The organism is Microbacterium sp. DWRC1-3 (assembly GCF_049896645.1).
Taxonomy (GTDB): Bacteria; Actinomycetota; Actinomycetes; order Actinomycetales; family Microbacteriaceae; genus Microbacterium; species Microbacterium maritypicum.
On the sequence record NZ_JAFCUS010000001.1, the window covers coordinates 1,569,895 to 1,591,673 of the forward strand.

Below are 21,779 nucleotides of genomic sequence, written 5' to 3' on the forward strand. Positions count from 1 at the left end.
CTTCACTTCATGTATCTCGATTCCTAGGCTGAACCCATGCTCACCGCTCTCGCCGGCCTCGGACTAGGCCTCTCCCTCATCGTCGCGATCGGCGCGCAGAACGTCTTCGTGCTTCGTCAGGGGATCCGGCGCGAGCATGTCCTCGCCGTGGTGATCATCTGCGCCCTCTCCGATGCGGCGCTCATCGCCGCGGGCGTCGCCGGACTCGGCTTCGTCCTCTCCGCCGCGCCCTGGCTGGTCGTGGTCGCGCGTTGGGCGGGGGCCCTGTTCCTGCTGACCTACGCAGCGCTGGCCGCCCGTCGCGCCTGGCGAGGGGGCGAGGAGCTCGAGGTCGACGCGACGGATGCCGCGTCCCCCGGTTCCCGCGCGACCGGTGGCGTGAGCGCGACTCTCACCCGCAGCCGGCTGGCCCCCGTGATCCTGACCACCCTCGCCCTCACCTGGCTCAACCCGCACGTGTACCTCGACACCGTGCTGATGCTCGGGTCCATCGCGGCCACGCACGGCGACGAGCGCTGGCTGTTCGCGGCCGGAGCGATGGCTGCCAGCCTCCTGTGGTTCACCGCGCTGGGGTTCGGGGCGCGCTACCTTGGACGCTGGCTGCGCACGCCGCGGTCGTGGCGCATCCTCGACGCCGTGATCGCGGTGGTCATGATGACGATCGCGATCAGCCTCGTGCTGCCCGTCCTGGGGGGCTGATCGGCTTCATGCGCCGTCGATCTGGGCGAGCCGAGCACGGACGAGGCGTTCGAGGACCTCGCTCGGAATCGGGTGCTCGGGCTGGAACCGGATGGTCCCCTTGTCCACGCTGACCCCGGGATACCCGTCGAGAACGCCTGCGACAGCGGCGACGGCATCCGGGCTGAACGGGTAGATCCCGATGTGCTTCTTGGCGCGCATCACCGAGAGCAACGGCTTGCCGCCGTGCACGAGCGCGGGCATGCCATACCCCTTGCCCTGCTCCGCATCCGGCGCCTCTCGGCGCGCGACGGCATAGACACGATCGATCGCGTCACGATCGGCGGCGGCGAGGTCTGCGAGGTAGTCGTCGATGGTTCCCACGAGGGCATCCTGTCACCGATCCGCGCACGGGGCGAGGGTCAGCGGGATTCAGGCGCCGTCGAGCGGACGCATGATGCGGGTGAGGAACCGCTTCGTGCGCTCGTGCTGCGGGGCGCTGAAGAGCGCGGCCGGCGGCCCTTGCTCGACCACCACGCCGCCGTCCATGAACAGCACATGATCCGCAGCTTCGCGCGCGAAGCTCAGCTCGTGGGTGACGACCGCCATGGTCCAGTTCTCGTCGGCGAGCTCTTTGATGACGAGCAGCACCTCCCCCACCAGCTCGGGATCGAGCGCACTGGTCGGCTCGTCGAACAGCAGCAGATCGGGCTTGAGAGCGAGCGCGCGCACGATGCCGACACGCTGCTGCTGCCCGCCCGAGAGCTGATGCGGACGCGCATCCGCCTTGTCGGCGAGACCTACGCGATCAAGCAGCGCGAGTGCCTCGACCACGACCTCGGCCTTCGGTCGACCCTGAACCCGCCACGGCCCCTCGATGACGTTCTCGAGGACGGTGAGGTGCGGGAAGAGGTTGTGGTGCTGGAACACCATCGCCGAGCGGTCGCGCAGCGCGAGCCGCTTCTGCTTCTGCACGCGGGACGAGGGCTTGGCCTCCGGGGCGAAGTCGATCTCGGGGCCGCCGTCGACGACGATGGTGCCGGCATCCGGTGTCTCGAGGCCGTTGAGAGCACGCAGCACGGTGGTCTTTCCCGAACCGCTGGGCCCGATGAGCACGACGACCTCGCCGCGGTGCAGCGTCAGGTCGATGCCGCGGAGCACTTCGTTGTCGCCGAAGCTCTTGCGCAGGCCACGGGCGGTGAGTAAAGCCTCTGAAGTGTTGTCAGTGCGCGACACGGCTGTCGAGCCTCCTCTCGAGAGCGCTCTGGCCGAACGACAGCACCAGACAGAACACCCAGTAGACCAGCGCGGCGGCGAGGTAGAGCACCATGAACTCGTAGGTGGTCGAGGCGATCTGCTGCGCCACCTTGAACAGTTCGGTCACGAGGATCAGCGACGTGAGAGAGGTGTCCTTCACCAGCGAGATGAACGTGTTCGACAGCGGGGGAACCGACACGCGCGCCGCCTGCGGCAGGATGATGCGAGTGAGCGTGCGGGTGCGGTTCATGCCCACCGTGTACGCAGCCTCCCACTGCCCCTGCGGGACCGACAAGATGGCGGCGCGGACGACCTCGGCACCGTAACCGCCGACGTTGAGCGACAGCGCGATGATGGCACTCGGCCACGGGTCGATCGTGATCCCGATCGACGGCATGCCGTAGAAGATCACGAACAGCTGCACCAGCAGCGGCGTCCCGCGGATCACGGAGATGTAGAACCGAGCGACGCCCGAGAGGATCGGGTTCACCGAGATCCGCATCAGAGCGATGCCGACGGCGATGAGCAGCCCCAGGGCGAACGATGCCAGCGCGAGCGGCACCGTCGCCGTCAGACCCGCCCAGGCGATCGGCCCGAGCGCGTCCAGGAACAGCTGCCAGGGACTCTCCATCGGCTACTGGGAGACGTCTTCGCCGAAGTACTTCTTGCTGATCTCGGCCAGCGTGCCATCCGCGCGCAACTCGTCGAGCGCGGCGTCGACCGCCGTGACGAGGGCTTCCTTGTCCTTCGCGAAGGCGAATGCCTGCTCGCCCGCCTCATCGGTCTCCGCCGCGATCTTCAGACCGGTCGGGCTGTTGGTCGTCTCGTAGTCGAGGAACGTGAGCTTGTCGTTGATGGTCGCATCGACCCGTCCCTGGCGCAGGAGCTCGACGGCCTGTGCCCAGCCCTCGACACCCTCGACCGTGGCGCCCGACTCGGCGGCGAGGTCGTTCCAGTTGCTCGTGAGCGACTGCGCGGTGGTCTTGCCGTCGAGGTCGGCGAACGACGAGATCGTGTCGTCATCCTCGGCCACGACGATCACGCCGGGAGAGACGGTGTACGGCGTGCTGAAGAGGTACTTCGCCTCGCGCTCGTCGTTGATCGTGACCTGATTGGCGATCACGTCGAACCGACCCGCGTCGAGGCCCGCGAAGATCGCGTCCCACTGGGTCTCTTCGAACTTCACCTCGAGGCCGAGCTTGTCGGCGACGGCTTCGATGATCTCCACGTCGTATCCGGTCAGCTCGCCGGCGCCGTTGTCGCCGTGGAAGCTGAAGGGACGGTAGGTACCCTCGGTCCCGACCGTGAGCGTGCCGTCCTTCGCGAGCCCGAACTCCGAGCTCGCGGAGCTCTCGCCGCTGCCCGCAGTGCTCTCAGGTGTGCTCGACCCGCTGCAGGCGGTCAGAGCCGCGGCGGCGACGACGAGTGCGGTGACGGCGATGAGACGACGGGACATGAACCCTCCTGGGGTGTGAAGCGCGGTGCGAGTTTACGCGACCGTCGCGGGAACTCCCCCACAGTACGTGGCACGGGGCGGTTCGCCGCATCCGATGACGTTTCGTTTCGCAGGAGCCCCCAAGACGCAAAAACGCCCCCGGGAGAACCCGGGGGCGTTTGTGCGAGTCAGACTCAGATGGAGTTGACGTCCAGCGGGATGCCGGGGCCGAACGTGGTCGACACCGCACCCTTCTGGATGTAACGGCCCTTCGAGCTCGACGGCTTGAGGCGGACGATCTCCTCGAGCGCTGCGCCGATGTTCTCGTTCAGCTGCTCAGCGGTGAAGGAGGCCTTGCCGACGACGAAGTGCACGTTGGCGTGCTTGTCGACGCGGAACTCGATCTTTCCGCCCTTGATCTCCTCGACAGCCTTGGCCGGGTTCGGGGTCACGGTGCCGGTCTTCGGGTTCGGCATCAGACCACGCGGTCCGAGCACCTTTCCGAGACGACCGACCTGGCCCATGAGCTCCGGGGTGGAGACGGCGGCGTCGAAGTTGGTCCAGCCATCGGCGACCTTCTGGATGAGCTCGGCGCCGCCGACCTCATCTGCACCTGCGGCGATCGCTGCCTCGGCCGCGGGGCCGGTGGCGAAGACGATGACGCGGGCGGTCTTACCGGTGCCGTGGGGCAGGATGACGGTGCCGCGCACCATCTGGTCTGCCTTGCGGGGGTCGACGGCGAGCTTCAGCGCGACCTCGACGGTCGAGTCGAACTTCGACGATCCGGTCTCCTTCGCGAGCGCGACGGCCTCGGTCGGAGTGTAGAAACGGTCTGCCTCGATCTTCTCGGCGGCAGCCTTGTAAGCCTTGGACTTGGTAGCCATGATTATTCTCCTCAGCCCTCGACCGTGATGCCCATGGAACGGGCGGTGCCGGCGATGATCGAGATCGCGGCCTCGATGTCGTTGGCGTTCAGGTCAGCCTGCTTGGTCTCGGCGATCTGGCGGACCTGGTCCTTGGTGATCTTCGCGACCTTGACGGTGTGCGGGGTCGCGGAGCCCTTGGGGACGCCGGCGGCCTTCTTGATGAGCTCCGCGGCAGGCGGGGTCTTCAGGACGAACGTGAAGCTGCGGTCCTCGTAGACGGTGATCTCCACGGGGATGACGTTGCCGCGCTGCGACTCGGTCGCGGCGTTGTACGCCTTGCAGAACTCCATGATGTTGACGCCATGCTGACCGAGCGCGGGGCCGATCGGCGGCGCCGGGTTGGCTGCACCGGCGTTGATCTGAAGCTTGATCAGGCCGGTCACCTTCTTCTTCGGTGCCATTCTCTTTCCTTTCATCGAATCGGATGCCGGAGCACCCGCTTCTCCCACAGATCCGGCGTTTCCGGACCGTGGTCGTCTGCGCGCACGCCGAAGCGCCGCACAAACCACACAAGTCTACCCGATCGGGAGACCGTTCGCCGCCGAAGGCCACCGAGCGTGCGGGCGATGCCGGCGGTGACGCGAGAACGGCCGCCCCGAAAGGGACGGCCGTTCTCGTGAGGAGGGGTGTCAGATCATCTTGGTGACCTGGTCGAACGACAGCTCGACCGGGGTCTCGCGCTCGAAGAGGGAGACGAGCACCGTGAGCTTGCCGCTCTCGGGCTTGATCTCGCTGATCGAACCGGGAAGACCCGCGAACGAGCCCTCCTTGATCGTGATGGTCTCGCCGACCTCGAAGTCGACCTCGGCCGGGAGCGGACGAGCGACGGCGAGGCCGCCCTTCGACGCGATGTTCTTGGCGGTGGGGACGTCCTTGACCTCGACGAGCGACTTCAGCATGTTGAAGGCCTCTTCGAAGCGCAGCGGCGTCGGGTTGTGGGCGTTGCCCACGAAGCCGGTGACGCCCGGGGTGTGGCGGACGACCGACCAGGTGTCTTCCGTGAGCTCCATGCGCACCAGCACGTAGCCGGGGATGCGCACGCGGGTGACCATCTTGCGCTGGCCGTTCTTGATCTCGACCACGTCTTCCATCGGGACCTCGATCTGGTAGATCTCGTCCTCGACCTCGAGCGTCGACTTGCGCTGCTCGATGTTGGCCTTCACCTTGCGCTCGAAACCGGCGTAGGAGTGGATGACGTACCACTTGCCCGGGAGCATGCGGAGGTCCATGCGGAAGGCCTCGTAGGGGTCTTCTTCAGCATCCTCGTCGTCGTCGTCCGTCGAGGAGTCCTCGTCGCCCTGCACGGCATCGGCGCCGAGCTCGGGGCCGTCGTACGGGGTGACCTCTTCGGCCGCCGCAGCATCCAGCTCGGCGACTTCTTCGGCCACAGATTCGTTGAGGACCTCAGCGGCAGCCTCAGACTCAGCCGCTTCGTCCAGGTTGAGAGCGTCGTTCACGATCGCGTCCGCCTCCGGGTCGTCGATGTCGATGTCGGTGTCAACCGTGTCATCCTCTTCGCCGTCCTCGTCTTCGACGTGGACCGCGACGTGCTCAGCCGGGGTGACCGAGAGCTCTTCCTCAGCGAGCACGTTGCCCTCCTGGGCTTCGTCTTCCTCGCTGGACTGCTCTGCGGCGGTCGCCCAGTCGGCGTCGTCGGAATATCGTTCAGACACGTTGTTTCTTCTCCATAGCTGCGGTGTGAGCCGCGGGGGTCATCAGCCAGGGATTCCGAACACCCAGTGCGTCACGAACGCGAACAGCGTGTCCAAGCCGTAGACGATGCCCATGACGATCAGAACGAAGACGAGCACCACCCCGGTGAACTTGAACAGCTCCTTGCGAGTCGGGGTGACGACCTTGCGGAGCTCGGCGATGACCTGGCGGATGAACAGGGCGATGCTCCCGAAGAACCGGGAGAAGGGGTTGCCCGTCTTCTCGCGGGTGGCGCCGGCCGCGACGACCTCGCCGCGCGGTTCGTCCTGATCCATCCTGAATGTACCTTTCGTGTGTCAGCGTTGCGCTGACGCGCAGGGCGGACAGGAATCGAACCTGCAACCTGCGGTTTTGGAGACCGCTGCTCTGCCAATTGAGCTACCGCCCTAGAGACCGGGAGGTCTCGGGGTGTTCTCTCCACTCTGCCACCGTGACCGTGATCGGAAGACCCCAGGCATGGCGAAAGAATGCAGACAACAACTGCCCCTCAAGCATACGGCATCGATCCGGTGGTGCCGAACCGGGATCGCGTTGGCGTGTTCTTGTTAGGCTCAGCGAGCGTATGCAGGAGGAGGGAGCGCCGGTGAGCGCTGAAGTGCAGCAGTTCCAGGTGGATCTGCGCGGAGTCGTCGATCTGCTCAGCCGGCACATCTACTCCAGCCCTCGGGTGTACCTGCGGGAGCTGCTGCAGAACGCCCGCGATGCGATCACCGCCCGCCGCGAGGTCGACGGCGGCGGGGGACGCATCCGCATCACCCCATTGACCGCGGAGAGCGGCGAGTTCGTGCTGCGCGACGACGGCGTGGGGTTGACCCTCACGGAGGTCGCCGATCTGCTGGCGACCGTCGGCCGCAGCTCCAAGCGCGATATCTTCGATCTCCCGCGCAGCGACTACCTCGGCCAGTTCGGCATCGGCCTGCTGAGCTGCTTCATGGTCGCCGACACGATCGTCATCCGCTCCCGCAGCGCCCGCGGCGGCGCCTCGGTGGAGTGGACGGGCAGCGCGGACGGCACGTTCCAGGTGGCCGAGATCGACGAGGAGCTGCCGATCGGCACCAGCGTGCACCTCGTCCCGCGCTTCGACGCCGACGAGCTGCTGCGCCCCGCGGCGGTGCACGAGCTGGCGACGACGTTCGGTGAGTTCCTCCCGGTGCGCGTGACGATCGACACCGCAGCCGGAGACATCGACATCACCAGGGATGCGCCGTTCCTCGACGCGGCAGAGGATCCCGAGGCGGCCGTGGGCTACGGGCGGGACCTCCTCGGTGCGAGTCCGCTCGACGTTATCGAGCTGAGCGAGCTCGCCACGGGCACCCGCGGCCTGGCGTACGTACTGCCCTTCGCTCCGCCTCCCGGCGCGCGCCAGGCCACGCGCATGTACCTGGGGCGGATGCTGCTCTCCGAGCGCGTGGACGATGTGCTCCCCGACTGGGCGTTCTTCGTGCGCGCCGTGATCGACTCCACCGGCCTCGCCCCGACCGCGAGCCGGGAATCGCTCGTCGAGGACGCCGCGCTCGAACGCGTGCGGGAGCAGCTGGGTGCCGGCATCCGCCGCTGGGTGCTCGAGCTGGGGCTGCGCGAACCGCACCGCCTCGCGCAGTTCGTCGCCGTGCACGAGGTGGGGCTCAAGTCGTTGGTGCGCCACGACGAGGAGCTCGCCCGCTTCATCTCCCGCTGGCTGACCGTCGAGACCACACACGGCACCCTGCGCATCGGCGACCTCGTCGAGCGGTACCCGCACATCCGGTACGCGCAGACGGTGGACGAGTTCCGCCAGGTGGCCGGCATCTCCCCCTCCGACGAGGTGCTCGTCAACGGCGGCTACCTCTACGACGCCGACCTGATCCGGATGCTGCCCGACCTCTACCCGCAGGTCACGGTCGAGCAGGTCGACGTCACGGGAGAACTCGACCGGCTCGACCCGCCTCCCCTCGATGACCGCGACGCCGCCGTCGCCCTCGAGGCGCGCGCCGGTGCCGTGCTCGCCGCATCCGACTGCTCCGTCGTCGTGCGCTCCATCGACCGCCCCGACCTGGCCGGGCTCTACGTGGCCGACCCCGAGGTGCTGCGGGCGATCGATCGCGGGCGCACCAAGGGCATCACCGGCGCCCTGTGGGGCGGCGTGCTGGATCGCATCGACCAGACCCTGTCCTCCGCGCGCGAGGACGATCTGCGGGCTCGGCTGTGCCTGAACTGGTCGAACCGCGTCGTGCGCGCCCTGGTGCGCGTGCAGGACGACGCGGTGTTCGCCCGCACGGTGCAGCTGCTCTACATCCAGGCGCTGCTCGCCGGACACCACCCGCTCGCCGATGCCGACAGGGCTCTGATGACCAGCGCCCTCGCCGACCTCGTCTCACTCTCGGCCGGTCTGGAGGGGGACACCATCCCCTTCGGCGACGCCCGCTGAATCCTCCCCGAAAGGTTCCGTCCATGGCACGTCCGAAGAAGCGCTTCCAGCAGCTGATCGAGGAGATCGATCGCACCCCCTGGGGGCCCGCTGAGCAGGCCCTGGTCGCCGAGGCCGTCGCCCTCGCCGTGGAGATCGGCGACGAGCGTCTCGAATACGAGGCACGGATGCGTCAGACGGCGTCGGCGAACATGAACGGCGCGACCGACGTCATGCTCAATTCGTTCGCATGGTGCCTCGCCCACCACGACGCCGACCCGCAGCGCTTCCCCGCCGACCTCGACAACGGCGGCGCCGACCTGATGTGGCAGTTCAAGTGGATGGCGTCGTCGCTGCGGTCCTCCCCCGCGTTCTCGCAGGAGCAGATCGCCGCCGTGCTCGACGACATGGAATCCCACTACCGTGCGGCGGGCCTCGGCGTCAGCGGCGTGCTCACCGCCCGCTTCGAAGATGCCTGGGATGCGGGCCGCATGGATGAGGCCGAGGCACTGCGGGTGCAGCTGGAGGCCACGCCGCGCGACGACCACAGCCACTGCGACGCGTGCGGGCGCAGCCAGATCGCCGGTTTCTTCGCCGACACCGATCGCGACGCGGAGGCGATCGTCCTCGTCGAGGAGATGATCGAGGGCGGCTTCTCCTGCGGCGAGGAGCCGGAGCACGCCCTCTCGCGCGTGCTGCTGCCCTACCTGCGCGCCGGACGCCTGGATGAGGCGAAGACCGCGCACCTGCGCAGCTACCGGCTGGCCAAGGACAACCCCGACAACCTGCGCATCGTCGCCAACAACATCGTGTTCACAGCCGTCACAGGCAACGAGGCCCGCGCTCTGGCGCTGGTCGAGAAGCACATCGCGTGGCTCGCGCACGACGGGCTGAACGTCGACGCGCACTTCGCGGCCCTCGCCGCCCTCGCCGTGGCGCTCGACCGGGTCACCGCCGTCGGGCACGGCGACACCCCGGTGCGCGGTGCGGAGTCGGCAGCCCTCGTCCCCTTCTTCGGCGAACACGATGGCGCCTGGAGCGCCGCCGACCTCGCGGCCGCAGCGTGGGCCGCCGCCGAGCGGATCGGAGCGGGCTTCGACGGACGGGACGGGACGGACGGCCACGCGCGCAGCCTCGAGCGGATGCGCGCGCTCGCGGACGAGCAGTACGACGTGCCGATCCGTTCGGATGCCTTCGTGGCCCCCGCCCCCACCACCACTCCTGTGGACGCGGATGGCTGGTTCGAGCGGGCGATGCAGCTCGCGCAGTTCGGTGCGGAGCACGAGACCCTCGAGGCCCTGCCCCACGCCCTCGCGGTCGAAGACCCCGCCAAGCGCGCGCAGCTGCTCTCGATGCGCCTGGGGATCCTGATCGCACTCGATCGCGCAGAAGAGGCCCTGCAGCTGCTGCCGGAGCGTGTCGCCGCGCTGCGGGCGGCCGGCCGTGACGCGCAGGCCGATCTGGAGGAGCGCATCGGCCTTGCCACCTTCGGCCTGAACACCCCGGAGACGACTGCCGCGCTGGAGGAGGAGATCGGCGCATCGGACGACCTCCCCGCCTGGACACGCGGCGACCTCGCCATCAGCCGTGCCGCCCTGCACCTGCAGTCCGGCGAACCGGACGCCGCGCTGGATCACGCCGAGGTGGCCGCACGGTCCTTCGCCGAGGCCGAAGACACCCGGCTGACGAACACCACGACGCTGCTGGCGATCTCCGCCGTGCTGAGCAAGGGCGACCTCGAAGCGGGAAGCGCACTGCTCGACCGTCTCCTCGCGCAGGACGACCTCAGCACCGGCCACCGGGCGCAGGCGCTGCAGACCCGCGCACGTGTGCGCGGCGGCGGCAGCGCCTACGTCGAGGGCGCGGTCGACGCCGATGAGGCCTGTCGGCTGCTCGCCGAGCTGGGGGCGACCCGCGCTCTCGGCGACGCGCACCTGCTCGCCGGCGCCCTCTGGGAGGACGCGGACGAGCCGGAGAAGGCCGTCTCGCGCTACCGCCTCGCCGCCCGCCTCGGAGGCGAATCGGGAGGCGACACGACCGGCCTCGACTTCCGTCTGGCGCGCGCCATGCTGCGTGTCGGCGATGCCGAGGAGGCCGCTGAGCTCTTCGGCGACGTGCTGCAGCGCGAGGAAGAGGCAGAGGTGCCCGCCGGCTCCCGCGCCATGACCGCATCGATGCTCGCACGGGCTCTGAGCGCGGCCGGTGAATTCGGCCAGTCCGTCGGCGCGCACGGCTACGCCTCCGAGCTGTTCGGACAGGCCGAGGAGCACGCGGATCAGGCGATGTCGATGACGGAGCAGGCCAAGATCCTCGCGCGCTTCGACGAGCACGACGACGCGATCGCCCTGCTCGAGTCCGCGACCGAGATCGTGCGGCGCGCGCCCGATGCCGTCGGTGCCCTCACCGAGGTCCTGCACAGCCTCGGTCAGGCCTACGGCGGGCGCGGCGACGAGCGGGCGTTCGGCCTCTTCGACGAGGTCGCCGCTCTCGCACAGCAGCACGAGGCCGGGTGGCTGCTCGCCGATGTGACCGACTCGCGGGCGCGTGCCCTGGCCGAGCTCGGCCGTGTCGACGAGGCGGTCTCGGCCGCCCTCACCGCGGCCGACGGCTTCGCGGCACTCGGCGACGTCGGATCCGCCGGAGGGTCAGAGCTGTTCGCGGCTCGTGTGCTCGCCGGCAACGACCGCGCAGCCGACGCCGTGCCGGTCTACCGCAGCGCCATCGAGCACGCGGCCGGCCACCCGCCGCTGATGCAGGTGGCCGCCCTCGAGCTCGGCAACGTGTTCGAGGCGCTCGGTCGGCACGGCGAGGCCGCCGAGATCCGCGCGCAGCTGGAGAGCTGAGCGCCGGCTCAGAACAGCTGGCGCCAGTTCGCCTTCGCGAGGTCGAGGAGCTCGTCGCCGCGCCCGGACATGACGGTGCGGATCGCGTAGAGCGCGAAGCCCTTGACCTGGGCGGCCTCGATCGCGGGCGGCATGGAGAGCTCCTGGCGCTCGGTCACCACATCCAGCAGCGCGGGGCCGTCGTGGGCGAGCACCTCGCGCACGGCGTCGGGGAGGTCCTCGCTGCGCTCCACGCGGCGCGCGAAGATCCCCATCGCCTCGGCGATCGCGGCGAAGCTGGGGTTCTCCAGCCCCGTCCCGTAGGTGACGAATCCGGCCGCTTTCATCTCGAGTTCGACGAAGTTCAGCGACGAGTTGTTGACCACGATCGTCTTCACGGGCAGCCGGTTCTGCGTCAGGGTGAGCAATTCACCGAGCATCATCGAGAGACCTCCGTCTCCGGCCAGTGCGACCACCTGACGGTCGGGATGCGCGGCCTGCGCCCCGATGCCGTGCATGAGCGCGTTGGCCATGGAGCCGTGGGTGAAGGAGCCGATCAGGCGACGGTTCTCGGTCATCGACAGGTAGCGGGCGGCCCACACGGTGGGCGAGCCCACGTCGGCGGTGAAGATCGCGTCATCGGCCGCGTGCTCGTCCAGCAGACGCGCGAGGTACTGCGGGTGGATGGGGCGATCGCCCTTGGTCGGCACCGCCAGCTCGTCGAGCTTCTTGCGGGTCTTGCGGTAGTGGGCCGTGGCGTCGTCGAGGTGCGTGCGGTCTTCCTTCCGCGCCACCCGCGACAGCAGCGCCTCGGACGTGGCGTGCACGTCACCGACCAGCCCCAGATCGAGCGGATGCCGCTTGCCGAGCTGAGCGCCGCGGATGTCGACCTGGATGGTCGTGGCGTTGTCCGGGTAGAACTGCTCGTACGGGAAGTCGCTGCCCAGCACCAGGAGCGCATCGGCCGCTTCCATCGCTCGGAAGCCCGAGGCGAAACCGAGGAGCCCCGTCATCCCGACGTCGAAGGGGTTGTCGTACTCGATGAACTCCTTGCCGCGCAGAGCGTGCACGATCGGCGCGCCCAGCTTGTCGGCGAGCGCGATCACCTCGTCATGCGCGCCTTCGACGCCCGCTCCGGCGAGGATCGTGACGTTCTTCGCCGCGTTCAGCAGCGTCGCCGCCTTCTCGAGCTCGGGCGCGCTCGGCACGACCACCGGGCGAGCGCGCTCGATCACGACGGCCCGGTCGTCGGCGATGTCGGCGAGGGCGACATCACCGGGGATCACCAGCACGGCGACGCCGCGCTCCTCGATCGCGGCGCGCATCGCGATCTCCATCAGTCGCGGCATCTGCTTCGGGTCGGCGACGTACTCGACGTAGACACTGCACTCGCGGAAGAGCTCCTGCGGATGCGTCTCCTGGAAGTACCCGGTGCCGATCTCGGTGGTGGGGATGTGCGCGGCGATCGCGAGCACGGGAACGCGCGAGCGGTTGGCGTCGTACAGGCCGTTGATCAGGTGCAGGTTGCCGGGTCCGCAGGATCCGGCGACGACGGCGAGCTCCCCGGTCGTGGCGGCATCGGCTGCGGCGGCGAAGGCCGCGGACTCCTCATGCCGCACATGCACCCATCGGATCGTGCCGTCCTTGCGCAGCGCGTCCGTGAAGCCGTTCAGCGAGTCGCCCGGGATGCCGTAGACCCGGTCGATCCCGTTGGCGTGCAGAGTCTTGACGATGTTCTCAGCGACGTTTGCCATGCTTCGACCCTACGCCCGGGTCCGGGGGCGAGGCTCGTCCGGACCCGCCGCGGAGGGTCGGTCAGTACTCCTGGGGACCGTCGAGCTCCGGCTCGGCACTGCGACGGAACGCCCGTCCCGAGACCGATGTGGGGGCGATGCGCACATACACCCGCTTGACGGTGGGGATCCACGGACGAAGCCCCGCGGTCTCCGCCCGCTGCACGTCGGCATCCGACTCCAGCGCCGTGGCATACCCGCGGATGATCACGCTCCAGGCATCGGTGTCGGTGTGGTCGTCGACCTCGAACAGCACATCGGTGTTGACGGTCAGCTCGAACAGCTTGCTGCCGGGCGCTGTGCGGAACAGGATGCCTTCGCCGTCGACCACGTAGTTCACGGGGAAGATGTCGATCGTCTCGCCCACATGGGTGACGAGTCTTCCCAGTTCCTGCGTGCCGAGCAGCTCCCAGCTCCGGTCGGAGGTCAGCATCTCGATGGGGTCGGTGTGCGCGCTCATGTCGCCATTGTCTCCCACTCGGTGTCCTCACCGACAGGGCATCCGTCACGCGATACGAGGCGGGCACGCGAAAGGCCCCTCGCGCTGTGCGAGGGGCCTTTCGTCGTACGCTCAGCCGATGCGGATGAGCTTCTTGTTCACGAACTCGTCGGCGGCCAGGTGACCCAGCTCACGGGCGGTTCCACTGCGCTTCACGCCACCGAACGGCAGCTCCGGGCTGTCGGCCAGCACGAGGTTGACGTAGACCATGCCCGCCTCGATCTTGTCGGCGACGCGCGCGGCCTGCTCGGCATCCGTGGTGAAGACGTAGGAGCCGAGACCGAAGGTGGTGTCGTTCGCGAGTTCGACCGCCGCATCCTCATCCGCCACGCGGTAGACGACAGCCGCGGGACCGAAGAGCTCCTCGCTGTACACGTTCATCTCGGGCGTCACATCGGCCAGCACGGTCGGAGCGAAGAACGCGCCGTCGCGGGTGCCACCGGTGAGCAGCGTGGCGCCCTGCTCGACAGCCTGATCGATCTGCTTCTGCAGATTGACCGCGGCCGTCTCGGACGCGACCGGCCCGAGGACCGTGTCATCGAGCATGGGGTCGGTCGCCGTGACCGCCGCCATCGCGGCCGTGAACTTCTCGACGAAGGCGTCGTAGAGCTCGTCGACGACGATGAAGCGCTTGGCCCCGTTGCACGCCTGCCCGTTGTTGTCGAGACGGGCGTCGACGCCGGCCTGCACGGTCGCGTCGAGGTCGTCGGTGGAGAGCACGATGAACGGGTCGGAGCCGCCCAGCTCCAGCGCGACCTTCTTGAGGTTGCGGCCGGCGATCTCGGCGACCGCCGCGCCGGCGCGCTCCGAACCGGTCAGCGAGACGCCCTGCACGCGCGGGTCGGCGATCATCGTCGCGATCTGCTCGTTCGTGGCGAGCACGTTCTGATACGCGCCCTTCGGGAAGCCGGCGTCCTGATAGATCTTCTCGATCGCGCTCGACGACTCCGGGCACTGCGGTGCGGGCTTGAGCAGGATCGTGTTGCCCACGATCAGGTTGGGAGCCGCGAAGCGCACGATCTGATACGCGGGGAAGTTCCAGGGCATGATGCCCACGAGCGGTCCGAGCGAGGAACGGCGGATGATGGCCGAGCCCTCCCCCAGGATCGCGATCGGCTGGTCGGCCATGATCGACTCCGCCTGGTCGGCGTAGTACTCGGCGATGTCGGCCGCGAAGTCGACCTCGCCGAGGGCGGCCTCGCGGGGCTTGCCCATCTCGCGCACGAAGATGTCGGCGAGCTCTTCACGGCGCTCGCGGTGCAGTTCTGCGGCACGACGGACGAGAGCCGCGCGTTCGGCGACCGTCGACGAGCGCGACCACTCGCGGTGGGCCTCGTCGGCCGCGGCGAGCGCCTCGTCGATCTGGGCGTCCGTGAAGGTGTCGAAGGACGCCAGCGTCTCTCCGGTGGCGGGGTTGATGACGGCGTAGTCGGTCATGACTTGTCCTCTCTTTGGTGGTGCGGGGCCCGACGACGCGGGCCCCGCATCGGAATTCAGGAGACCGGGATCAGCGTGTACTTGGTGGACAGGTACTCGTGGATGCCCTCGAAGCCGCCCTCGCGGCCGACGCCGGACTGCTTGACGCCACCGAAGGGTGCGGCCGCATTGGAGACCACGCCCACGTTCAGACCCATCATGCCCGTCTCGAGCCCGTCGATCATCCGCTGACCGCGCTGCAGGTTCTCGGTGAAGACGTAGGACACCAGTCCGTACTCGGTGTCGTTCGCGAGACGCACGGCTTCTTCCTCGGTCTCGAAGGTCGCGATCGCGAGCACCGGTCCGAAGATCTCCTCGCGGAGGATCGCGCTTCCGGCGACGACGTCGGTGAGCACGGTGGGCTCGTAGAACGTGCCCGTGCCCTCGAGGGCCTTGCCACCGGCGAGCAGCGTCGCACCGCGACCGACCGCATCGTCGACGAGCTCGCCGGCTTTGGCGACGGCGTCCGAATCGATGAGCGGTCCGATCGCCACGCCGTCCTCGGTGCCACGGCCGATCTTCATGCCGTTGACGCGCTCGGTCACGCGCTTGGCGAACTCACCCGCGACGTCCTTGTGCACGATGAAGCGGTTGGCCGCCGTGCAGGCCTGGCCGATGTTGCGGAACTTCGCGGCGAGCGCGCCCTCCACGGCCTTGTCGAGGTCGGCGTCGTCGAACACCACGAACGGCGCGTTGCCGCCGAGCTCCATCGACACGCGCAGCACGCCCTGCGCCGCCTGGGCGATGAGCTTGCGGCCGACCTCGGTCGACCCCGTGAAGGAGAGCTTGCGCAGACGCGGGTCGGCGATGATCGGCGCCGACAGCGCGCTCGACTTCGAGGTCTGCACGACGTTGACGACGCCGGCGGGGAGGCCGGCCTCTTCGAGCAGCTTCGTGAAGTACATCGTGGTCAACGGCGTGAGTGCCGGGGGCTTGATCACGACGGTGCACCCGGCCGCGAGGGCGGGGGCGATCTTGCGCGTCGCCATCGCGAACGGGAAGTTCCACGGCGTCACGAAGAACGACGGTCCCACCGGGCGCTGCGAGACGACCATGTGGCCAGTGCCTTCCGGGTTGATCCCGTAGCGACCGCTGATGCGCACGGCCTCCTCGCTGAACCAGCGCAGGAACTCGCCGCCGTAGCCGACCTCGCCACGCGCCTCGGCGAGCGGCTTGCCCATCTCGAGCGTCATGAGCAGTGCCAGGTCTTCCTTGTGCTCCTGCACGAGGTCGAACGCACGACGGAGGATCTCGCTGCGCACGCGCGGAGCCGTGGCCGCCCAGCCGTCCTGAGCGGCGACCGCGGCGTCGAGGGCACGGATGCCGTCGGCGGGCGTCGCATCGGCGATGGTGCGGATGACGGCACCGGTCGCGGGATCCTGGACGTCGAAGGTGCCGCCGGTCTCGCCGTCGATCCACTGACCGCCGATGAAGAGGCCGGTGGGGATGCTGTCCAGGAGCGCCTGTTCGGTCTGAGTGCTCATGATTCTCTTTCTGTGGGGAGGGCTAGGAGCGCTTGCGTCGGCTGGGCGGTGCGTCGATGCCCAGTGTCTGTCCGCGGAAGAATGCGGGCCGTCGGACCGCGTTCCAGATCATGACGACGATGCCGACGACGATGATCAGCATGCCGAGGATGAAGACGATGCCGACCCCGCCGATCTGCGAGCCCGAGCCGTAGGCCGGGTCCATCGAGTCGATCAGCGTGGTGAAGAACAGCACCGCGAGGATCGAGCCGCCGATGAGCGGGAACAGGAACGTGAAGAAGACGTTCCGCGCCGAGTCGAACCACTGCTTGCGGAAGTACCAGACGCACGCGAAGGCGGTGATCCCGTAGTAGAAGCAGATCATCATGCCGAGCGTGAGGATGGTGTCCCACAGCGTGTCCTCGCTCACGATGCGCATCACGGCGTAGAACGCCGAGGCCACCACGGCCGAGACGATGGTCGCGTACCCCGGGGTGAAGAAGCGGGGGCTGACCTTCGCGAACGACTTGGGCAGTGCACCGTAGTGCCCCATCGCCAGCAGGGTGCGCGCCGGTCCCACGAAGGTGGACTGCAGCGACGACGCCGAGCTGGTGAGCACCGCGAGCGACACGAGGAACGCGAGCGGGCCGAGGATCGGGCCGGAGAGGTGGAAGAACACGTTCTCCTGGATGTCCTCGTTGCCGAGTCCCAGCGCGCCGGTGCCGACGCCGGCGAACATGATCATCGCGACGGCGAGCAGCAGGTAGAGCGAGACGATCATCAGCACCGTGACGGTGGCCGCGCGACCCGGGGTCTTCTCCGGATCCTTGGTCTCCTCGTTCATGGTGAGGGTGACGTCCCAGCCCCAGAAGATGAAGATCGACAGCGACAGTCCCGCAGCGACCGCGCTGAAGGACGAGATCGCGAACGGGTTGAACCAGTTCAGATCGAACGGCTGGTAGTCGAAGCCGTTGCCGCTCACGGCCTGCACGATCGCCGCGCCTGCGAAGAAGAGCAGCACGAGGATCTGGAAGCTGACGAGCCAGTACTGCAGCTTCTGGGTCGTCTGCATGTCGCGATAGGAGATCCACGTCGCGCCGAGCATGAACAGCAGGCACACCCCGATGTTGATCCAGGTGACGCTCGCGAGGCCGGCGATGTCCGGGTTGCCGGTGATCTGGGAGATCAGCAGGAACAGGAAGTCGACCGCGATGCCGGCGAGGTTGGACAGGACCAGGATCGTGGCGACCACCAGGCCCCAGCCGGCCATCCAGCCGACCCACGGACCGAAGGCGCGTGCGGCCCAGGTGAACGAGGTGCCGGAGTCGGGCATCCGGTTGTTGAGCTCTCGGTACCCGAAGGCGACCAGGAGCATGGGGATGAAGCCCACCAGGATGATCGCGGGAATCTGCGACCCGACCGTGGAGGCCACAGGCCCCACAGCGGCGGTGAACGTGTAGGCGGGCGCGATGCACGAGATGCCGATCACGACCGCGCCGATGAGGCCGACCGTTCCGGCGCTCAGGCCCTTGGTGGAGATCCCGGTCGTGACACCGGATTCGGGCTCCGTCGCCCGGTTGGTGCTGCTCATCAGCGTTCTCCTGCTTCGTTGCGGGTGCGCGGGACGACGATCATGGGGACGGGCAGCTCGTGCAGCATCTTCGCCGCCGTGGAGCCCAGGAACAGACGACGAGGCTGTGCCAGCCGGCTGGAGCCGACCAGGACGACCTCACCGGGAAGCCACGAGAGGTTCGCGACCGCGTCTTCGACGCTGTCTCCCGGAGCCTTCTCGACGGCGGCGGTGCGTCCGTCCGGAAGCTTCTCGGTCGCCATCGCGAGGACTTCCTGCCCGTGGGTGTCACCGACCGTGCGGATCGCGCCGGTGTCGAGCCCGGGCGGCACATCGAACGGCACGAGCGAGACGAGTCGGAGATCGACTCCGCTGTCACCGGCGAGGGCGACCGCCTCGTCGAGCAGCGCGTCGGCTCCCGGCCGGGAGCCGACGGCGACCGTGACGCGCGGGAGGACGTGATCGTCCTGCAGAGCGGTGCCGGCGGGAGCCAGCGCCACCGGGATGGTGGACGAGTGCAGCAGCTCCGACGCGACGCTTCCGAGTCGGTGCCGCCCGAAGATGCCGCCGCCCGCGGCGCCGATCACGATCACGCGGGCTCCGAACTCCTCACCGGCGGCGATGAGCCCCTCGGCGAACGATTCGGAGAAGCGGACGTGACCGCTGCGGGTCAGCTCCTGCGGCAGCCGGACGACGGCGTCGGCGAGCCACTTCTTCGCCTGCGACCTGATGTGCTCCTCGTAGGCGCGCTCCGGCGGGACCGCGGCGTTGCGCGTACCCTCGTTCGGCAGCACGATCACCAGGTGCACGGTGGCCCCGAGGCTTCGGGCGATACGCGCGCCCAGCGCTGCGGCATCCGCTCCCGCATCCGTCGCCGTGTAGCCCACGACGACCGAGCCGGTCATCAGCTGCCGCTCTCGACAGCGCCGGCGTCGCGACTGGCGTCGACGATGTTGGAGGCGACGAGGTGTCCCATGCGGATCGCGCCGTCGACGTGCTGGTATCCGGCACCGGCCATGTCGCTGCAGGCGAAGTGGATCGGACCGACGGCCGTGCGAAGGTCGGCACCGTAGCGGTGCAGGCCACCCATGTCGAAGCTCGCGGCGTAGGCGCCGCGCGTCCACTCCTCGCTGCCCCAGTCGCTCTCGTAGTAGACGACGGGGTTCTTGGCCTCGGGGCCGTAGTAGTGCGACAGCGACTCGAGGATGCGCTCCTTGCGCTCCTCGGCCGACAGCTCGAACACGCCGTCGGCGTTGGCGTCGGAGACGAAGCCCACCAGGGTGCCGCGCTCGTCGCCGTGGTTGGTGTTGTCGTAGGCCTCGTGCGAGAGCTCGTACGGGCTGAACGCCGTGCCGCTGAGGCCCTGCTCGCGCCAGAACGGACGGTCGTAGACCGCGTGCACCTTGATGACGAAGCCCATCGAGAGGTGCTGGTGCAGCTGATGCTGGCGACGCGGCAGCGGCGGGTCGAACGAGATACGGCTGTACAGCACGGGAGCGTGCGCGAGGATCGCGTGGCGAGCGCGCACGGTGAGCTCATCGGTGGTGGCCACGACGCCGGCGTCCGACCACTCGAGGCTGCGCACGGGCTGGTTCAGCAGCACGTCCTGGCCCAGGCGCTCGGCCAGGCGCAGCGGAACCTGCTGCAGACCCCCGACCACGCGCTTGTCGAGGATGAAGTCGGCGTCGACGAGGTTCGAGTAGGAACCGGCGGATGCGGCCATCAGCAGCGACTGCAGCAGCGAGAACGAGTGCGTGGGCTTGGTGAGCATCGCGGAGCCCGTGGCGAAGGCCAGGTTTCGCACGGCCTCGTCGTCGTCGGTCTGCGAGCGCAGCCATGCGTCCCAGGTGATGGAGTCCCACTCCGCGGCGTTCGGGTGCTCCCACGGCCGGTCGGGGTCGATCTCGGCGACCAGCGCGTCGAGGATCCCGGTGATCCGTGCGATCACGGCCTCGGTCTCGGCGGAGACGGGGAACATCTCGCCGGTGAAGCGGTGCGTCTTCCCGTCGGGGCCGACGTAGACGCTGTCGCCCTCGCGGTAGCGGCTGTAGGTCTCGAGCCCGAGCTCTTCGATCGTCTCCTTGAGAGCATCCTGATCGGGCGAGACCCACTGGCCGCCGATCTCGAGCATGGCGCCGTCGATGACGTCGGTCCACAGGCGCCCGCCGACGCGGTCGCGGGCCTCCAGCACGGCGACCGACAGGCCGGCCTTGCGCAGGTCGTTCGCCGCCGTGAGCCCTGCGGCTCCGGCACCGATGATGAGTACGTCGCGGGTGATCTCAGACATCTGCAACTCCTTCGTTGGGTGAAGTAGTGCCGGTCGCGACCCGAAATCCCCCGATTGGGGTCGCGACCGGACAGGGGGTCAGGCCGCGCGGGAGCGCGGCCTGCATGCTATTCGGCGGCGGCCAGGGCGGCGGCCACGATGTCGAGTCCCTCGTTCAGCAGGTCGTCGCCGATCGAGAGCGGAGGAAGGAAGCGGATGACGTTGCCGTACGTTCCGCAGGTGAGGACGATGACGCCCTGTGCGATGCACGCCTTCGCGACGGCAGCGGTGAGAGCGGCATTCGGCGCCTTGGTCTCGGGGTCGACGAACTCGGCCGCGATCATCGCACCGTGCCCGCGGACATCCCCGACGCGGGGGTCGTTCTTCTGCATCGCGGTGAGACGGTCGGTGAGGATCGTACCGATCTCGCGTGCCCGCTCGATCACACCGTCGTTCTCGAACACGTCGATCGCGGCGAGAGCTGCCGCGCAGGCGATCGGGTTGCCGCCGTACGTGCCGCCGAGGCCGCCGGAGTGCGAGGCGTCCATGATCTCGGCGCGGCCGGTCACCGCGGCCAGCGGAAGACCGCCGGCGATGCCCTTGGCGGTGGTGATCAGGTCGGGCTCGATGCCGAAGATCTCGCTCGCGAACATGTGTCCGGTGCGGGCGAAGCCAGTCTGCACCTCGTCGGCGATGAAGACGACGCCGTTCGCGCGGCACCAGTCGACGATCGCGGGCAGGAAGCCGTCGGCCGGGACGATGAAGCCGCCCTCGCCCTGGATGGGCTCGATGATGACCGCGGCCAGGTTCTCGGCGCCGATCTGCTTCTCGAGCTGCAGGATGACACGGGCGGCTGCCTCGCGTCCGTCGAGGCCGTCGCGGAACGGGTACGACATCGGGGCGCGGTACACCTCGGGAGCGAACGGACCGAAGCCGCTCTTGTAGGGCATCGACTTGGCGGTCAGCGCCATGGTCAGGTTCGTGCGGCCGTGGTAGCCGTGGTCGAAGGCGACGACCGCCTGGCGACCGGTGTGCTTGCGCGCGATCTTGATCGCGTTCTCGACCGCTTCGGCGCCCGAGTTGAACAGTGCGCTCTTCTTGGCGAAGTCACCGGGGGTGACCCGGTTGAGCGCCTCGGCCACCTCGATGTACGACTCGTACGGCGAGATCATGAAGCAGGTGTGCGTGAACTGCGCGGCCTGTGCGGCGACGGCGGCGGCGACCTTCGGGTGCGCGTTGCCCACCGTGGTCACGGCGATGCCCGATCCGAGGTCGATGAGCGAGTTCCCGTCCGCGTCGACGACGACTCCGCCACCGGCGGCGACGGTCGCGACGGGCACGGTGTGGCCGACACCGGCGGCGACGGCATCCGCCTTGCGTGCCAGGATCTCGGCCGAGCGGGGCCCGGGGAGTTCGGTGACCAGACGACGCTCCTGAGGGAGCTCGGGTCCGCCGAGGGGAACTGCAACAGCTGCGGTGTCGAGGAGTGCCATGC

General features: G+C 68.6%; 19 protein-coding genes and 1 tRNA gene. 3 read left to right on the top strand and 17 right to left on the bottom strand.

Translation table 11 applies throughout. The features are described from left to right. Positions 1-36: 36 nt before the first annotated feature. Positions 37-699 carry an L-lysine exporter gene (lysE, locus tag ACP699_RS07520; RefSeq protein ID WP_288969826.1) on the top strand — a complete coding sequence of 221 codons (663 nt, stop codon included), beginning with the start codon at positions 37-39 and terminating at the stop codon, positions 697-699. 6 nt (positions 700-705) lie between these two features. Here lysE and ACP699_RS07525 read toward each other — a convergent pair whose 3' ends face one another. The 9 genes from ACP699_RS07525 to ACP699_RS07565 form a co-directional block, all read right to left on the bottom strand. Beyond that, positions 706-1,062, bottom strand: coding sequence for an iron chaperone (locus ACP699_RS07525; RefSeq protein ID WP_426170373.1), 357 nt, complete (start codon positions 1,060-1,062; stop codon positions 706-708). 48 nt (positions 1,063-1,110) lie between these two features. Beyond that, complete coding sequence (locus tag ACP699_RS07530; protein WP_288969825.1) at positions 1,111-1,914, bottom strand: amino acid ABC transporter ATP-binding protein; 804 nt, start codon at positions 1,912-1,914, stop codon at positions 1,111-1,113. Next, entirely contained in the window at positions 1,901-2,566 is a 666-nt protein-coding gene (locus tag ACP699_RS07535) for an amino acid ABC transporter permease (RefSeq protein WP_055865481.1), read from the bottom strand. The genes ACP699_RS07530 and ACP699_RS07535 overlap by 14 nt, the downstream gene beginning before the upstream one ends. Positions 2,567-2,569: 3 nt before the next feature. Further along, the gene (locus tag ACP699_RS07540) at positions 2,570-3,391 is read right to left on the bottom strand and encodes an amino acid ABC transporter substrate-binding protein (protein ID WP_055865483.1); all 822 of its coding nucleotides are present in this window, start codon (positions 3,389-3,391) and stop codon (positions 2,570-2,572) included. Between the two features lie 173 nt (positions 3,392-3,564). Further along, on the bottom strand, positions 3,565-4,254 hold the full coding sequence (rplA, locus tag ACP699_RS07545; protein WP_017829144.1) for a 50S ribosomal protein L1: 690 nt from the start codon (positions 4,252-4,254) through the stop codon (positions 3,565-3,567). Between the two features lie 11 nt (positions 4,255-4,265). Further along, entirely contained in the window at positions 4,266-4,697 is a 432-nt protein-coding gene (rplK, locus tag ACP699_RS07550; protein ID WP_017829145.1) for a 50S ribosomal protein L11, read from the bottom strand. 228 nt (positions 4,698-4,925) lie between these two features. Next, entirely contained in the window at positions 4,926-5,969 is a 1,044-nt protein-coding gene (gene nusG, locus ACP699_RS07555; protein WP_426170378.1) for a transcription termination/antitermination protein NusG, read from the bottom strand. A 42-nt stretch (positions 5,970-6,011) separates the two neighbouring features. Then, the gene (gene secE, locus ACP699_RS07560; protein ID WP_017829147.1) at positions 6,012-6,284 is read right to left on the bottom strand and encodes a preprotein translocase subunit SecE; all 273 of its coding nucleotides are present in this window, start codon (positions 6,282-6,284) and stop codon (positions 6,012-6,014) included. A 40-nt stretch (positions 6,285-6,324) separates the two neighbouring features. Beyond that, positions 6,325-6,397, bottom strand: a tRNA-Trp gene (locus ACP699_RS07565). 195 nt (positions 6,398-6,592) lie between these two features. On the opposite strand from ACP699_RS07565, the gene ACP699_RS07570 reads away from it, so the two are divergent. Then, positions 6,593-8,416, top strand: coding sequence for an HSP90 family protein (locus tag ACP699_RS07570; RefSeq protein ID WP_426170380.1), 1,824 nt, complete (start codon positions 6,593-6,595; stop codon positions 8,414-8,416). Positions 8,417-8,439: 23 nt separating this feature from the next. Next, on the top strand, positions 8,440-11,238 hold the full coding sequence (locus tag ACP699_RS07575) for a hypothetical protein (protein WP_426170383.1): 2,799 nt from the start codon (positions 8,440-8,442) through the stop codon (positions 11,236-11,238). A gap of 8 nt (positions 11,239-11,246) precedes the next feature. On the opposite strand, the gene poxB is transcribed toward ACP699_RS07575, so the two are convergent. The 8 genes from poxB to gabT all read right to left on the bottom strand — a co-directional run bounded on the left by poxB (position 11,247) and on the right by gabT (position 21,777). Continuing rightward, entirely contained in the window at positions 11,247-12,971 is a 1,725-nt protein-coding gene (gene poxB / locus ACP699_RS07580; protein WP_426170385.1) for a ubiquinone-dependent pyruvate dehydrogenase, read from the bottom strand. A gap of 61 nt (positions 12,972-13,032) precedes the next feature. Continuing rightward, positions 13,033-13,470, bottom strand: a complete 438-nt coding sequence (locus ACP699_RS07585) for a pyridoxamine 5'-phosphate oxidase family protein (RefSeq protein WP_055866816.1) — start codon at positions 13,468-13,470, stop codon at positions 13,033-13,035. 111 nt (positions 13,471-13,581) lie between these two features. Continuing rightward, positions 13,582-14,946 carry an NAD-dependent succinate-semialdehyde dehydrogenase gene (locus ACP699_RS07590; protein ID WP_127482902.1) on the bottom strand — a complete coding sequence of 455 codons (1,365 nt, stop codon included), beginning with the start codon at positions 14,944-14,946 and terminating at the stop codon, positions 13,582-13,584. 56 nt (positions 14,947-15,002) lie between these two features. Beyond that, a complete protein-coding gene (locus ACP699_RS07595) occupies positions 15,003-16,469 on the bottom strand; it encodes an NAD-dependent succinate-semialdehyde dehydrogenase (protein WP_426170388.1) in 1,467 nt (488 codons plus the stop codon). A gap of 22 nt (positions 16,470-16,491) precedes the next feature. After that, positions 16,492-18,039, bottom strand: coding sequence for an APC family permease (locus tag ACP699_RS07600; protein WP_017829154.1), 1,548 nt, complete (start codon positions 18,037-18,039; stop codon positions 16,492-16,494). After that, the gene (locus tag ACP699_RS07605) at positions 18,039-18,923 is read right to left on the bottom strand and encodes a universal stress protein (protein WP_017829155.1); all 885 of its coding nucleotides are present in this window, start codon (positions 18,921-18,923) and stop codon (positions 18,039-18,041) included. The genes ACP699_RS07600 and ACP699_RS07605 overlap by 1 nt, the downstream gene beginning before the upstream one ends. Next, positions 18,923-20,305: a flavin monoamine oxidase family protein gene (locus ACP699_RS07610; protein WP_017829156.1), complete on the bottom strand. Its 1,383-nt coding sequence runs from the start codon at positions 20,303-20,305 to the stop codon at positions 18,923-18,925. The genes ACP699_RS07605 and ACP699_RS07610 overlap by 1 nt, the downstream gene beginning before the upstream one ends. Before the next feature lie 107 nt (positions 20,306-20,412). Next, a complete protein-coding gene (gene gabT / locus ACP699_RS07615; protein ID WP_055865498.1) occupies positions 20,413-21,777 on the bottom strand; it encodes a 4-aminobutyrate--2-oxoglutarate transaminase in 1,365 nt (454 codons plus the stop codon). Positions 21,778-21,779: the final 2 nt, after the last annotated feature.